This is a genomic window from Flavobacterium acetivorans (assembly GCF_020911885.1).
In the GTDB taxonomy this organism is placed as follows: domain Bacteria; phylum Bacteroidota; class Bacteroidia; order Flavobacteriales; family Flavobacteriaceae; genus Flavobacterium; species Flavobacterium acetivorans.
This window is the reverse complement of record NZ_CP087132.1, coordinates 3,131,355-3,146,022: the sequence shown is the minus strand read 5'-3', so window position 1 is coordinate 3,146,022 and position 14,668 is coordinate 3,131,355. Positions and strand designations below refer to the sequence as shown.

Genomic DNA, 14,668 nt, shown 5'->3' with positions numbered 1-14,668 from the left:
GTAGCTTTTTTGCATTTATATAAAATGAAATTAGTCGATTGCTCTTTTAGTGATATCTCCAAAAGCATCAATTCGTCTGTCTCTGAAGAACGGCCAGTTCTGACGCACATTTTCCTGTAAATCCAGGTCTACCTCAGCAATCAAGATCTCTTCCTTATCGTGTGAGGCTTGCGCCAAAATTTCGCCTTGCGGTCCCGCAATAAACGAAGCTCCCCAGAATTCAATTCCGGCTGTATCCGGTAAATATTGTTCTAAACCAATTCTGTTTGCAGCAGCGACATAAACGCCGTTAGCAACTGCATGTCCTTTCATTACGTTCATCCAAGCACCATATTGGTTCTCACCATATTGCTCTTTTTCTTGCGGATGCCAACCAATTGCTGTTGGGTAAAATAAAACTTCAGCCCCTTGTAGAGCAGTCAAACGAGCTGCTTCAGGATACCATTGGTCCCAACAGATTAATGTTCCGATTTTTCCTTTTTGAGTAGGAATGGTTTTGAAACCCAAATCTCCCGGTGTAAAATAGAATTTTTCATAGAAATGAGGATCATCCGGAATGTGCATTTTGCGATACAATCCCGCTTCGGTTCCATCGGTATCAATGATGTAAGCACTATTGTGATAGATTCCTGCCATTCTTTTTTCGAAGAAAGGAACGATGATAACCACGCCTAATTCTTTTGCCAAAGCGCTAAAAGCAATAAAAGAAGTACTGTATAATGGCTCTGCCAAGGCAAAATTGTCTACGTCTTCACTTTGGCAAAAATAATGACTGCTGTATAATTCCGGTAACGAGATCACCTCGGCACCAAGCTTAGCTGCATCACGAACCCAGCTTAAACATTTTTTTAGATTGTTTTCTGCAACGTCATTTAGGTTCAATTGAATAACCGCTATTTTGTATTTCTTGTTTGGCATGACTAAAATTTTAGATTGCAAAAATAGGTAATTTTATAATGAGTAGAAAATGGGGGCTAGGGAAAAATGTTGTTCTTTTATGTTGATGATTTTCGTATGCCATCTTTTATTGAATCCATCGATTGGTTTTTTAGCAAAAATCTATAGTTATGTTCCTAAAAAAAACACCAGCCTTTAGACTGGTGTTTTCTATCTAATCCTACTATTTATTCTGTGATTTCCGTCTGATTTCTAAAAACCAATTCGCCGTCAAAGGCATCCAGCAGAATAATGCTATCTGTGGCGATATTAGCCGCTAGAATTTCTTTAGACAATTTATTTAAGACGTCTCTTTGTATCACTCTTTTTACCGGTCTGGCTCCAAATTGCGGGTCAAATCCTTTTTCGGATAAGTACGCAATAGCTTCTGGTGTAGCATCCATGGTAATACCTTGTAGGGCCAACATTTTAGTCACGTTTTTCAGTTGCAGGCTCACAATTTTAGTGATATTTTCACTGCTTAAAGGTGTGAACATTACGATTTCATCGATACGATTGATAAATTCAGGACGCACCGTTTGTTTCAATAAGCCTAGGACTTCGACTTTCGCTGCTTCTGTTGCTGCTTCCATGCTTCCTTTTAGGTTCTCGAATTTATCCTGAATAATCTGACTTCCCATATTCGAAGTCATGATGATAATCGTATTTTTAAAGTCAGCCAAACGCCCTTTGTTATCGGTCAAACGTCCTTCATCCAAGACCTGTAAAAGAATATTAAAGGTGTCCGGATGGGCTTTTTCGATTTCATCGAGTAAGATTACAGAATAGGGTTTTCTGCGCACGGCTTCGGTCAATTGCCCACCTTCATCATAGCCCACATATCCCGGAGGCGCACCTACTAATCGGCTTACACTGTGGCGCTCTTGGTATTCACTCATATCGATACGGGTCATGGCGTTTTCGTCATCGAATAAGTATTCGGCCAAGGCTTTTGCCAATTCGGTTTTACCCACACCAGTTGTTCCCAGAAAAAGGAAGGTTCCTACCGGTTTTTTCATATCCTGCAATCCCGCACGGCTTCTGCGAACCGCATCACTCACGGCTTCGATGGCTTCTTCCTGACCTACCACACGGCGATGCAGCTCTTCTTCCAGATGCAAGAGTTTTTCGCGTTCTCCTTGTAGCATTTTCATTACGGGTATTCCGGTCCATTTGGCAACCACTTCGGCAATGTCTTCGCGGGTTACTTCTTCTTTTATCAGAGAGGTTCCGGATTGGTTTTCCTGTAATTGCTTCGTTAAAGCATCCAAACGTTCTTGGGCTTCCTTGATTTTTCCGTAACGGATTTCGGCTACTTTTCCATAGTCTCCGTCACGCTCGGCGCGTTCAGCCTCGTATTTGAAATCCTCTATTTCCGTTTTTACTGCCTGAATAGTATCGACTACGTCTTTCTCGGACTTCCATTTGGCGAATATTTTGTTTCGATCTTCTTTCAGATTGGCCAAATCCATTCCCAAAATTTTGAGCTTGCTTTCGTCTTTTTCTCTTTTGATGGCTTCGATTTCAATTTCCAGTTGCATCACTTTTCGATCCAAGACATCCAATTCTTCTGGTTTCGAATTGATCTCCATACGAATTTTAGAAGCTGCCTCGTCCATTAAATCAATCGCTTTATCCGGTAGAAAACGGTTGCTTATATAACGTTGAGAAAGTTCTACCGCTGCAATAATGGCTTCATCCTTGATTTGTACTTTATGGTGAGTTTCATATTTTTCCTTGATACCACGCAGGATCGAAATGGCACTTTCAGTATCGGGTTCTTCAATCATTATTTTTTGGAAACGACGTTCAAGTGCCTTGTCTTTTTCGAAATATTTTTGGTATTCGTCCAAGGTGGTTGCCCCAATGGCTCTTAACTCTCCACGAGCTAAGGCCGGTTTCAAAATATTTGCGGCATCCATAGCGCCCTCGCCACCTCCAGCACCCACAAGGGTGTGAATTTCGTCAATAAATAGTACAATATCACCTTCGGCAGAAGTAACTTCTTTAACCACGGCTTTTAATCGTTCCTCAAATTCTCCTTTGTATTTGGCACCCGCAATAAGTGCTCCCATATCAAGGGAGTAAACAATTTTATTTTTCAGATTTTCAGGGACGTCACCATCCACGATTCGATGTGCCAATCCTTCGGCAATAGCGGTTTTACCTACTCCGGGTTCTCCCACGAGCATTGGGTTGTTTTTTGTTCGTCGAGTTAGTATTTGTAAAACTCTCCTGATTTCCTCATCACGGCCAATTACGGGATCCAGTTTTCCTGATTTGGCTAATTCGTTGAGGTTTTTAGCATATTTGTTTAGTGAATTATAGGTTTCTTCGGCTGAGGCTGAGGTGACTCTTTCGCCTTTTCTCAATTCTTCAATAGCAGCCTTAAGACCTTTTGATGTAACTCCCTGGTCTTTTAATATTTGGGCTACTTTACTTTTCGAATCAAAAATAGCCAATATTAAATGTTCGATAGAAACATATTCATCATTCATTTTTTTGGCGATAATTTCAGCCTCATTCAAAGCTGAATTTGCTGATCTTGACAACATAATTTCGCCGCCGGAAACTTTAGGAAAACTCTGAATGGTGCTGTCTAAAATCTGAAGAAATAAAGGCACATTAACATTGAGTTTTTTCAAAATAAAAGGCGCTACATTTTCATCGACTTCGAATATCGATTTAAAAACGTGTTCATTCTCTATTTGTTGTTGCCCTAAACTTTGAGCCAGCTGTTGAGACGCCTGGATTGCCTCTTGTGATTTAATAGTAAATTTATTTATATTCATGATTTTATATTGTTTGTGTTATTTAGCTAACTTTGCGAATGAATATTCAATATATATTCCATATTAAAATTACGGACAAAATGACTTGTTTTATATGATTTTTATCATTAAACCAAGACAAAATGACTTAAATTAAGACAATTATGAGTTTTTTTACAAATATTTTTAACGGTTCAGAAAACCAAAACGATTCTAATACTAAAATCAATTGGATTAATTTGACTGATTTGGGACAGCTAAACGAAATTATATCTTTATCGCATGAAAAACCAGTTGCTATCTTCAAACATAGTACGCGTTGTAGTGTGAGTAGAATGGCTTTGAGACAATTTGAAAAAGAGTTTGATTTATCAGATAAAGTTACAGCTTATTTTTTGGATTTAATAGCGTATCGTGATGTTTCTGATGAAATTGCCATTCGTTTTGGGGTACAACATCAATCGCCTCAATTAGTATTAATTAAGGAAGGAAAGGCGGTTTATAATGCTTCTCACAGTGATATTGACGCTGAGGAGTTGAAATCAATTGTATAAGCAATGAATGTTATTTAAAAAAAATCCATTCATTTAAAGAATGGATTTTTTAGCATTTTAAGTTTGTATTTTAGTAGGCCAATTTCATCTTTTCTTTAATCTCAGCCAAACAAAGGTTATTAATACTTCCTTCATGGGTGTGTTTGGTTTCTTTGGGAGATTTGTAAGTGCCGTTTTCTAATTGTTCGGCTACCGCTTTATACGCATCTCTAAAAGGCATTCCTGCAACTACCATTTCGTTTAAAGTATCAACAGTAAACAGGTAATTGTATTTTTTATCGGCTAGAATTTCGTCTTTTACTTTGATGTCCTTGATAGAGAAAATCGCAATATCCAGACAGGCTTTCAAGTTTTGAATCGCTGGAAATAATCCTTCTTTCAATAATTGTAAATCCCTGTGGTAGCCACTAGGCAAATTGTTTGTAATTAAGGTTATTTCGTAAGGTAAGGCTTGGATTTTGTTGCATTTCCCACGGATCAACTCAAAAACATCTGGGTTTTTCTTGTGTGGCATGATGCTGGAACCTGTTGTAAGATGAGCGGGTAAGCTGATGAAATCAAAGTTCTGACTCATATACAAACACACATCCATAGAAAACTTCGATAGGGTAGCAGCCACACTGCTCATCGCAAAAGCTACTGTTTTTTCGGATTTTCCACGGCTCATCTGTGCGGCAACGGCATTGTATTTTAGTGTTTCGAAGCCTAATTCTTTTGTGGTGAAAGTCCTATTGATAGGAAACGAACTTCCGTAGCCCGCTGCGGAACCCAACGGATTTTGATCGACTACTTTGAGTGCTGCATTTAGCATCGTTATGTCGTCAATTAAGGTTTCAGCATAAGCAGAGAACCACATTCCGAAAGAGGAAGGCATGGCAATTTGCAAATGCGTATAGCCCGGTAATAGTACATTTTGGTGTTTCTCTGCCGATTCCATCATTAGGTCAAAAAGGATTTTAACCTGTGCTTTAAAGTCTTTTACGACGTCTTTGAGGTACAAATTAACATCAACTAATACTTGGTCATTGCGAGAACGTGCAGTATGAATTTTTTTACCGGCATCGCCTAGTTTTGCTGTTAGTAAATATTCAATTTTAGAATGAACGTCTTCAAAGCTGTCTTCAATTTCAAATTTGTCTTTCTCGATATCAGAAATAATATCTTCCAAAGCCAAAACCAGTGAAATGGTTTCAGAATCGGTTAGAAGGCCTATTTGTCCCAGCATTTTGGCGTGAGCAATGGAGCCCAGTGCATCATATTTTGCCAATACCAAATCCAATTCTCTGTCATTTCCTACGGTAAATTGCTCAATTTGCTTATCGGTAGGTATTCCTTTTTCCCAAAGTTTCATATCTTGATGTTTTATGAAATGTTTCCATTTCTATTTTTAGCCCCGATAGTAGCGGCATCCTCTTGTGGCGGAGTTCGCCACAAGAGATATAGCATATAGCGGGATTAGCTCCTAATTATTTTATTGTTTGAAAAAATCAGTCAGTATTTTGATATATAATTGGATTCCTTCTTCTATTTCATGTAAATATATGAATTCATTAGCCGAATGCGACCTCAGGGTTTCACCAGGCCCTAATTTTAAGGATTGACAGCTCAAAACCGATTGGTCTGAAAGGGTAGGTGAGCCATAGGTTGTTCTTCCCAAGGCAATTCCAGCTTGAACCAAACCGTGGGTTGCAGGAATGGAAGAGGCGTTTAAGTGCATGGAACGGGGTGTTATCTGGGCTGCTACATGTTTTTTGACAATGGCTAAAATTTCAGGATTAGAATAGCAATCATTCACTCGAATGTCAATTACTAAATCACATTCTGATGGAACTACATTGTGTTGTTTTCCGGCACTGATCTGGGTTACGGTCATTTTTACAGGACCTAATTGCTCTGATATTTTATCAAATTCAAAGGTTTTGAACCATTGCATCACCGGGATCGCATTGTATATTGAGTTGTCATCGTTTTGATGTGCTGCGTGACTGGCAGTTCCTTTTACTTTTACGTCTAATACCAACAGTCCTTTTTCGGCTATAGCCAATTGCATCAAAGTAGGTTCGCCTACGATGGCACAATCCAAGACCGGTAAGTGTTGCAACACGCTGTTTAGTCCGTTTTTACCGCTGCTTTCTTCTTCGGCTGAAGCTACGATTACAATATTGTAAGGCAAGTTTTCATGAGCATAGAAATGAACAAAAGTAGCCAATAAGGAAACCAGACAACCTCCGGCATCATTGCTACCGAGGCCGAATAATTTACCGTCTTTTACAATCGCTTTAAAAGGATCATTGGTGTACGCCTGATTGGGTTTAACGGTATCGTGGTGAGAATTGAGTAAAAGTGTAGGTTTAGCTTTGTCAAAATGTTTATTGAAAGCCCAAACATTATTGTTTTCTCTGTTGAATGGAATTTCGTTTTGATGGAACCAGTTTTCGATCAAAAGAGCCGTTTGGTCTTCTTCGCTTGAAAAGGAAGGGGTTTCAATCAGCGCTTTTAATAGCGAAATGGCTTCTTGTGTTAGAGTTTCTATGTTTTTCATTTATTCTTTTTTTGCTACTAAAGCACAAAGACACGAATTATTTTATTGAATTAAAAATGTAAAAGTAGAGGAATTCGTGTTTAATAGTTTATAGTTGTATCGTTGTGCAAACTGTATTTTTATTTTGCAACATCCGATGATGGCCTATTCGGATTTTTTGAACTCCTTGGGAAAGGCTGTTAAAACAGTTGTCGAGTTTTGGAATCATTCCAGAGTGAATGGCTTTCTCCTCTTTCAATTTTGAATACAAGACAGTGTCAATTGTTGCAATTACTGAAGAATCGTCTTCTGAATCGAATAATACTCCGGGTTTTTCAAAACAATAGTTCAAAGTCACTTCAAAAATTGTCGATAGCGCTATTGCTAATTCACTGGCAATGGTGTCTGCATTGGTGTTTAATAACTGCCCTTGTTTGTCGTGCGTAATGGCGCAAAACACAGGAACAATTCCATTTGAGACTAATGTTTCCAGAAGGCCAGTATTTATTTTCTTTACATCTCCTACAAAGCCATAATCAATGGTGGGGTGGTTTCTTTTGTCCGATTGGATTAAATTGCCGTCTGCACCTGAAAATCCCATTGCATTGGTATCCTGAGCCTGTAATTGAGCAACAATATTTTTGTTGATTTGACCGGCATAAATCATCACCGCTACATCCAGCATGGCGGCATCGGTAATGCGGCGTCCATCAATCATTTGCGGCGTTAATCCAATACTTTGAGCCATTTTGGTTGCGGACTTTCCTCCGCCGTGAACCAATATCTTATGCCCTTCAATTTGTGAAAAATCACTTAAAAATTGTTTCAATTCGGCAGGATCGTCAATGATGTTTCCGCCAATTTTTATGATAGAGATGGCTTGTAGCTTTGGGCTTTTGGCTTCTGAATTCATTTATTTGTCTTTTTTAGCTTTCGATTTGCTTTTTTCTAGGGATGCTGAACTATTTTTCAATATTTTTTGCAATACGAGTTGAGCGGCATAGGTTCTGTTGTTCGCTTGTTGAATGACGATCGAGTTTTCGCTGTCAATAACTTCATCGGTAACAATTACATTACGTCTTACGGGCAAACAGTGCATGAATTTAGCATTGTTAGTCAAGGCCATTTTCTCTGCAGTAACCGTCCAGTTTGGGTCAGAATTGGTAATTTGTCCGTATTGTTTATAATTACTCCAGTTTTTGGCATAGATAAAATCGGCATTTTCAAACGCCTTGTTTTGATCGTATTCAATTTTAGAATCCTTGGTGATTTCAGGATTAAGCTCGTAACCTTCAGGATGTGTAATTACAAAATCCATCTCCTCCTGCTTTTGCATCATTTCTACAAAAGAGTTTGGAACCGCCTGAGGCAAAGCTCTTGGATGTGGTGCCCAAGTTAAAACTACTTTAGGTTTGTGCTTGGTTTTGTGTTCTTCCATTGTGATAGCATCTGCCAAAGATTGTAATGGGTGACCGGTACAGCTTTCCATATTTACAATAGGCACAGTAGCGTGTTTTAGAAAACCAGCCATCACCGTTTCGGCATTGTCTTTTTCTTTGTCTACTAATCCGGCAAATGCTCTAATGGCAATAATATCAGCATATTGAGAAACTACTGCTGCAGCTTCTTTGATGTGCTCTGAAGCGCCTTGATTCATTATAGCTCCATCTTCATATTCAAGTGTCCAACCCTCGCTGCCAAAGTTCATGACCATCACGTTCATTCCTAAATTGATGGCTGCCTTTTGAGTACTCAAACGCGTTCTTAAACTGGAATTGAAAAACAACATTACTAATGTTTTGTTTTTTCCTAGCTTTTTATTTTTAAGCGGATTTTTTTTGATTTTTAACGCTTGTTTCACCCATGTTTCGAGTGAATCAATGTCTTTTATTGCTGTATAGTTCATTGTTTTGTTGTTTAATCAGTTCTTTATTTCGTCAATTTACTTTGCTCGTGATGTTGAGTCGATTAACCGAATTAACGATTAACCGGATCAACATTTATACAATCTTTGTAAATGAAATTTCGTTTTTTAATGCTTTCAAAATAAAATGATCTTCTAAACCATTTACAATCCAAGTCTCTATATTGGCTTCTTTGGCAATAGCCGAAGCTTCAATTTTAGATTGCATTCCTCCAGTTCCATGTGAGGACTTAGAATCACCAATTTCTTTTTGCAAAGATCCCAGATCACTTACCACAGGAATTGTTTCAGGGGTTTTATTGTTTATAGTCGATTTGGTGTAAATTCCATTGGTATTGGTTGCAATAATTAATAGGTCTGCATTCAATAAAACGGCTGTTAAAGCAGCTAATTTGTCGTTGTCGCCAAACTGGATTTCGTCCGTTGCCACCGTATCATTTTCATTAATGATTGGGATATAATCGTTTTTGACCAATACATTAATCGTGTTTACAATATTGATTCTAGATTGTTCTTTCTCAAAATCAGAATAGGATAATAAACATTGTGAAGTGAGTAAGCCCAAATCACTGAAATTCTCTTGGTAAATCCGCATCAATTGAGGTTGACCAATAGAGGCCAGTGCTTGTTTGACAAAAACTTCTTGATCCTGACTTTCCAGTTTTACAAATTGTTTTGCCGCAGCAATGGCGCCAGAGCTCACAATTACGAACTCATAATCGTCCTTGAGCGCTGCTATTTGGATACCGATATCTTCGATTTTTCCTCTCGAAATAAAATTAGTTTCCTTTGTTAAGGTATTGCTTCCCAGTTTTAATAATATTCTTTTCTTACTCATTTTATGCTTTCTTTTTAACCGCAAAGGGCGCAAAGTTTTTAATAATAGAAATGTTTAAAAATGCAAAGTTCGTAGTGCTTTGTCTCAATCTTTAAATCTTTACTTTTTCTTTTCTTTCTTTAATTCAGTAATCTAAAATCAATAATCATTAATTTGTTCTCGACTGCAATCGAACTGACAACTGAACACTGCCAACTGCTATCTAAGCTGTCCGTCACCATAAATATACCACTTATTTGTAACTAAATGTTGGAGCCCTATTGGTCCTCTTTGATGTAATTTGTCTGTACTTATCGCTAATTCGCCTCCTAAGCCAAATTGGCCGCCATCTGTAAAGCGAGTAGAGGCATTTTGATAAACGGCTGCCGTATCCACATTCTCCATGAATTCTTGTGCCACAATATTGTTTTTTGTAATTATGGAAGCCGAATGGCCGCCACAATATTTGTTGATTTTGTCAATCGCTTCTTGGGTTGAATTGACTGTTCCAATGACAATCTTATAATCTAAAAATTCTTCGTACCAAATCAAGTCCGACTCTATCTGCGGAACATTTGTTGCTTTTGAAATATTTTCATCGCCTAAAACAGTGACTTTTTGTTGTTGTAATGCGCTAATGATTTTGCTGGCAAAAGCTTCCCAGTTGGGTAAATTAGTGTCAATTAAAACTTTATCCAAAGCATTACAAACCGATATGTTTGAGGTTTTTCCGTTGATAATAATAGCAAGTGCCTGGTCTAAATCAGCTTCTGCATTTACGTACACAAAGTTGTTCCCTCGTCCGCTTACGATTACGGGACAAGTTGCGTGTTTTTTGACAAAATTAATCAGGTTTTCACCACCACGAGGAACGATTAAATCTACTTTTTGTGTTGGTTTTTCCAGAAAAGCCTGTGTTTCAATTCTGTCATAATTCAAATATTCTACCCAGGAATTAGAAATTCCATTATCAGTCAGTGCTTGATGCCACAAACTCACAATCTTTTGATTAGAGAGTAAGGATTCTTTACCGCCTTTCAAAAGGATTTTGTTTCCTGATTTAAAAGCGATTCCGCCTGCTTCCACAGTGACATCAGGTCTGGATTCATAGATGATTAAAATAGTACCAAAAGCGGCCGTTTTATTGTGGATTTTCATTCCGTTTTCATGGGTGAAATCAAAACGCAGTTTCCCCACAGGGTCTTCCTGATTACTTAATTGCTGCAAGGAAAGAATCATCGCGTCAATCTTGGCATCATCAACCAACAATCGTTTTTCCATAGCTAAATCATCGCCAACATAGTTAGAAAGGTCTTGCTGATTGATGACTTGAATACTTTTTCTTTCTTGTTCCAAAAGAAAAGCCATTAGGTTCAGGACAGCGTTTCGTTTTTCTATGGCTAATAATTGGTTCATGGTTTTTTTGGTTAGTGGTTGGCTGATGAAATTAATTCAAACCATAAAATATCTAAGTTGGTTTGGACATCGTTTTAGGGCTTGAATTAATTTTTATAAACTGTAAATTAGTTGAATTATTGTTTTAATTCAATCAAAGATTCCTTTAAAGCAAAGATGAAAGTATCGATGCCTTCTTTATTGATAGTCAGTGGTGGAAGTATTCTTAATAGATTTTTGTTATTGGCACTTCCGGTAAAAATATGCTTCTCGACAATCATCTTTTTTCTAAGCGCGGCAACATCAAATTCAAATTCAACTCCCAGCATTAATCCTTTTCCTTTTACCTTTCTGATTTCCGGAATTTGTTTGATGGCTTCAAAAAAGTATGCTGAAACCGTATTTACATTGTCGATTAATTTTTGATTTTCGATCACATCCAAAACAGCAATTCCGGCAGCACAAGCTAAGTGGCTTCCGCCAAAAGTGGTTCCTAGTAATCCGTGGCTTGCTTTGAATTTAGGTGAAATAATAACGCCGCCTATAGGGAAACCATTACCCATTCCTTTTGCTGTTGTAATGACATCAGGATTGATTCCATGATGTTGAAAAGCAAAGAATTTACCGCTTCTTCCATATCCGGATTGTACCTCGTCTAAAATCAATACGGCTTCATAAGTTTTACAAACTTTTTCCAAAGCTTGAAAAAATTCAGTTGTTCCTTCGTCCAATCCGCCAACACCCTGGATTCCTTCGATGATAACGCAGCAAACATCGCCTTTTTGCAATTCGGCTTCTACTAAATCAATATTGTTTAATGGTAAAAATGTTACTTCTTGTTGGGCGTTTAAGGGAGCAACGATTTTCTTGTTGTCCGTTGCTGCAACTGCTGCCGAAGTTCTTCCGTGGAAAGAATTGTCAAAAGCCACAATTCTGGATTTTCCGTTATGGAAAGAAGCTAATTTTAATGCATTTTCGTTGGCTTCAGCCCCAGAACTACACAAAAACAAGCTGTAATCAGTTAAACCGGAAAGTTTGCCTAATTTCTCTGCTAATTCAATTTGCAATGGATTTTGAATGGCATTGGAATAAAAACTGATGTTGTCTAATTGGTCTTTCAATTTAGCAACGTAATCCGGCTGAGTGTGTCCAATAGAGATCACGCCATGTCCGGAGTATAAGTCTAAATATTCTACTTCGTTGTTGTCCGTAATCGTGCAATCTAGTGCTTTTACAGGAGTAATATTGTATAGAGGGTAAACGTCAAATAAGTTCATTTTTTTAGTTTTTTGAAAGAGGAAAGAGACAAGATAAAAGAGGTAAGACTTAGTCTATAATCTTTCTTCTTGTTTCTTTCTTCTAATATTAATCTTTTTTAAAATCCAGATGGTTTCAAATGCAATCCTATGGTTTCTTCTAGTCCAAACATCAAATTCATGTTTTGAACGGCTTGACCAGAGGCGCCTTTGAGTAAATTATCAATAACAGAAGTTATTAAAACCCGGTTTCCTTTTTTCATTAAACTGATGATGCATTTGTTGGTTTGTACTACTTGCTTCATGTTGATGTTGGTAGTGGTCACTGTCACAAATGGTTGGTCAGCGTAAAAAGCTTCGTATTTGGCAACCAAATCTTCTAGACTTTCTTCTGACTTGGTATATAAAGTGGCAAAAATTCCTCTTGGAAAATCACCTCTGTTTGGGATAAAAATCAATTCGTTAGTGTAATCTTCTTGCAATTGATTCAAACTTTGGTTGATTTCTCCTAAATGTTGATGGTCAAAAGCCTTGTAATGCGACATATTGTTGTTTCTCCAGCTGAAATGCGAAGTTTCCGAAAGGCTAACTCCGGCACCGGTACTTCCGGTTGTGGCATTGATATGCACATCTTCATTCAATAAACCATTTGCAGCAAGCGGCAACAAGGCTAATTGAATAGCAGTTGCAAAACAGCCGGGGTTGGCAATGTATTGGGCTTTTTTGATGCTGGATTTATTCAGTTCGGGCAATCCGTAAACAAAAGTTTTTCCTTCAAAATCTTTGTCTTTGGTCAAACGGAAATCGTTCCCTAAATCGATGATTTTTGTGGCGTCAGAGAATTTGTTGTTCTCTAAGAAAGAAATTGATTTTCCGTGACCTAAACACAAGAAGACCACATCTACGTTAGGATTCACCGTGTCGGTAAAATTCATCTCGATGTCGCCCAACAAATCGTGGTGTGCTACCGAAAGCGGTTTTCCGGCATTCGTAGTGCTATATATAAAATCTAATTTTGTATTCGGGTGAAACATCAGAATTCTGATTAATTCCCCCGCTGTGTAGCCTGAACCGCCAATTATTCCAATAGTAATCATAATCGTTTGTTTTAAACCATTAAGAAATTAAGTTTCATTAAGCTAAATGTCTTTTAATTACTTAATTTTTTATAAGAAATAAAATATTAACCACAAAGAACTCAAAGAAGGCTCAAAGTTCACAAAGCTTAGTGTGCTTTGTGTCTTCTTAGCGAACTTTGCGGTAAAACCTTTTTACTCGTAAGTTTCATTATTCACAGATGAAAATATGTTTTGAGCATTCCCTAAAATTTTGATAAATCCTTTGGCATCGTCAGATGTCCAAGCATTATTCATTTCGCCATATTGACCAAAACCGGTATTCATCAAATCATTCGGAGATTCAATTCCGTCTAACGAGAAGTGGTAAGGTTTTAATGAAACAGTTACGGTTCCGTTTACTGTTTTTTGAGTGTCTTCAAGGAAAGTTTCAATGTTTCTCATCACCGGATCTAAGAATTGTCCTTCGTGGAATAACATTCCGTACCAGTTTCCTAGTTGTTCTTTCCAGTATTGCTGCCATTTTCCAAGAGTGTGTTTCTCCAGCAAATGGTGTGCTTTGATGATGATTATTGGAGCAGCGGCTTCAAAACCAACTCTTCCTTTAATCCCGATAATAGTATCACCTACGTGAATGTCTCTACCAATGGCGTAAGCACTGGCCAATTTTTCTAAAGCAACAATGTTGTTAGAAGGTTTGTCACTCACGCCGTTTACGGCAATTAATTCTCCTTTTTTGAATTCCAAAGTCACTTTTTCTTCGCCTTCTTTTGTTAATTGAGAAGGGTAGGCCTCGCTAGGTAAAGGTTGTCCGGAAGTTAGAGTTTCTTTTCCTCCTACACTGGTTCCCCAAAGCCCTTTGTTAATCGAATATTGTGCTTTTTCCCAAGAATAATGAACTCCGTTTTTAGCCAAATAATCTACTTCTTCTTGTCTGGATAATTTCAAGTCACGAATAGGAGTGATGATTTCGATTTCGGGAGCAATAGTTTGGAAAATCAAATCAAAACGGATTTGGTCGTTTCCTGCGCCTGTACTTCCGTGAGCAATGGCTGTGGCACCAACAGATTTGGCGTATTTTATGGCTTCTATGGCCTGAAAAACACGCTCGGCACTTACTGATAAAGGGTAGGTGTTGTTTTTTAATACATTGCCATAAATCAAATATTTGATGGCCTTGTCGTAATATTTATCTAAAATAGTCAGGTTGGCATGTTTAGCGCTTCCTAATTCGTAGGCTCTGTCTTCTATTGCTTTTAATTCTTCATCGTCAAATCCTCCTGTATTGATTAATACAGTGTGAACTTCATATCCTTTTTCATTTTTTAAATATTTAAGGCAATATGAGGTGTCTAAACCTCCACTATAAGCTAATACTACTTTTTTCATTTTTTGATCTATTATGGGCTATTGGCTAT

The 14,668-nt window shown here is 37.8% G+C and carries 12 protein-coding genes; 1 reads left to right on the top strand and 11 read right to left on the bottom strand.

The window, feature by feature from the left end:
• Positions 1 to 30: 30 nt before the first annotated feature.
• Together LNP19_RS13635 and clpB are read right to left on the bottom strand one after the other, a co-directional pair.
• Complete coding sequence (locus tag LNP19_RS13635; RefSeq protein ID WP_230062446.1) at positions 31 to 918, bottom strand: carbon-nitrogen hydrolase; 888 nt, start codon at positions 916 to 918, stop codon at positions 31 to 33.
• Between the two features lie 206 nt (positions 919 to 1,124).
• Complete coding sequence (gene clpB, locus LNP19_RS13630) at positions 1,125 to 3,728, bottom strand: ATP-dependent chaperone ClpB (RefSeq protein ID WP_230062445.1); 2,604 nt, start codon at positions 3,726 to 3,728, stop codon at positions 1,125 to 1,127.
• Between the two features lie 143 nt (positions 3,729 to 3,871).
• Here clpB and ytxJ point away from each other — a divergent pair, with 143 nt between their 5' ends.
• Positions 3,872 to 4,261, top strand: coding sequence for a bacillithiol system redox-active protein YtxJ (gene ytxJ, locus LNP19_RS13625; protein ID WP_230062444.1), 390 nt, complete (start codon positions 3,872 to 3,874; stop codon positions 4,259 to 4,261).
• Between the two features lie 70 nt (positions 4,262 to 4,331).
• Here the strand turns inward: ytxJ and argH are convergent, their stop codons facing one another.
• The 9 genes from argH to LNP19_RS13580 form a co-directional block, all read right to left on the bottom strand.
• Positions 4,332 to 5,612: an argininosuccinate lyase gene (gene argH, locus LNP19_RS13620; RefSeq protein ID WP_230062443.1), complete on the bottom strand. Its 1,281-nt coding sequence runs from the start codon at positions 5,610 to 5,612 to the stop codon at positions 4,332 to 4,334.
• A gap of 120 nt (positions 5,613 to 5,732) precedes the next feature.
• Complete coding sequence (locus LNP19_RS13615) at positions 5,733 to 6,803, bottom strand: M20 family metallo-hydrolase (protein ID WP_230062442.1); 1,071 nt, start codon at positions 6,801 to 6,803, stop codon at positions 5,733 to 5,735.
• A gap of 88 nt (positions 6,804 to 6,891) precedes the next feature.
• The gene (argB, locus tag LNP19_RS13610; RefSeq protein WP_230062441.1) at positions 6,892 to 7,695 is read right to left on the bottom strand and encodes an acetylglutamate kinase; all 804 of its coding nucleotides are present in this window, start codon (positions 7,693 to 7,695) and stop codon (positions 6,892 to 6,894) included.
• Entirely contained in the window at positions 7,696 to 8,688 is a 993-nt protein-coding gene (locus LNP19_RS13605) for an N-acetylornithine carbamoyltransferase (protein WP_230062440.1), read from the bottom strand.
• 94 nt (positions 8,689 to 8,782) lie between these two features.
• Complete coding sequence (proB, locus tag LNP19_RS13600) at positions 8,783 to 9,544, bottom strand: glutamate 5-kinase (protein ID WP_230062439.1); 762 nt, start codon at positions 9,542 to 9,544, stop codon at positions 8,783 to 8,785.
• A gap of 198 nt (positions 9,545 to 9,742) precedes the next feature.
• Complete coding sequence (locus LNP19_RS13595; RefSeq protein ID WP_230062438.1) at positions 9,743 to 10,939, bottom strand: glutamate-5-semialdehyde dehydrogenase; 1,197 nt, start codon at positions 10,937 to 10,939, stop codon at positions 9,743 to 9,745.
• Between the two features lie 116 nt (positions 10,940 to 11,055).
• Positions 11,056 to 12,195: an aspartate aminotransferase family protein gene (locus LNP19_RS13590; protein ID WP_230062437.1), complete on the bottom strand. Its 1,140-nt coding sequence runs from the start codon at positions 12,193 to 12,195 to the stop codon at positions 11,056 to 11,058.
• Positions 12,196 to 12,293: 98 nt separating this feature from the next.
• Positions 12,294 to 13,271, bottom strand: a complete 978-nt coding sequence (argC, locus tag LNP19_RS13585) for an N-acetyl-gamma-glutamyl-phosphate reductase (RefSeq protein ID WP_230062436.1) — start codon at positions 13,269 to 13,271, stop codon at positions 12,294 to 12,296.
• Between the two features lie 174 nt (positions 13,272 to 13,445).
• Positions 13,446 to 14,639 carry an argininosuccinate synthase gene (locus LNP19_RS13580; RefSeq protein WP_230062435.1) on the bottom strand — a complete coding sequence of 398 codons (1,194 nt, stop codon included), beginning with the start codon at positions 14,637 to 14,639 and terminating at the stop codon, positions 13,446 to 13,448.
• Positions 14,640 to 14,668 lie beyond the last annotated feature (29 nt).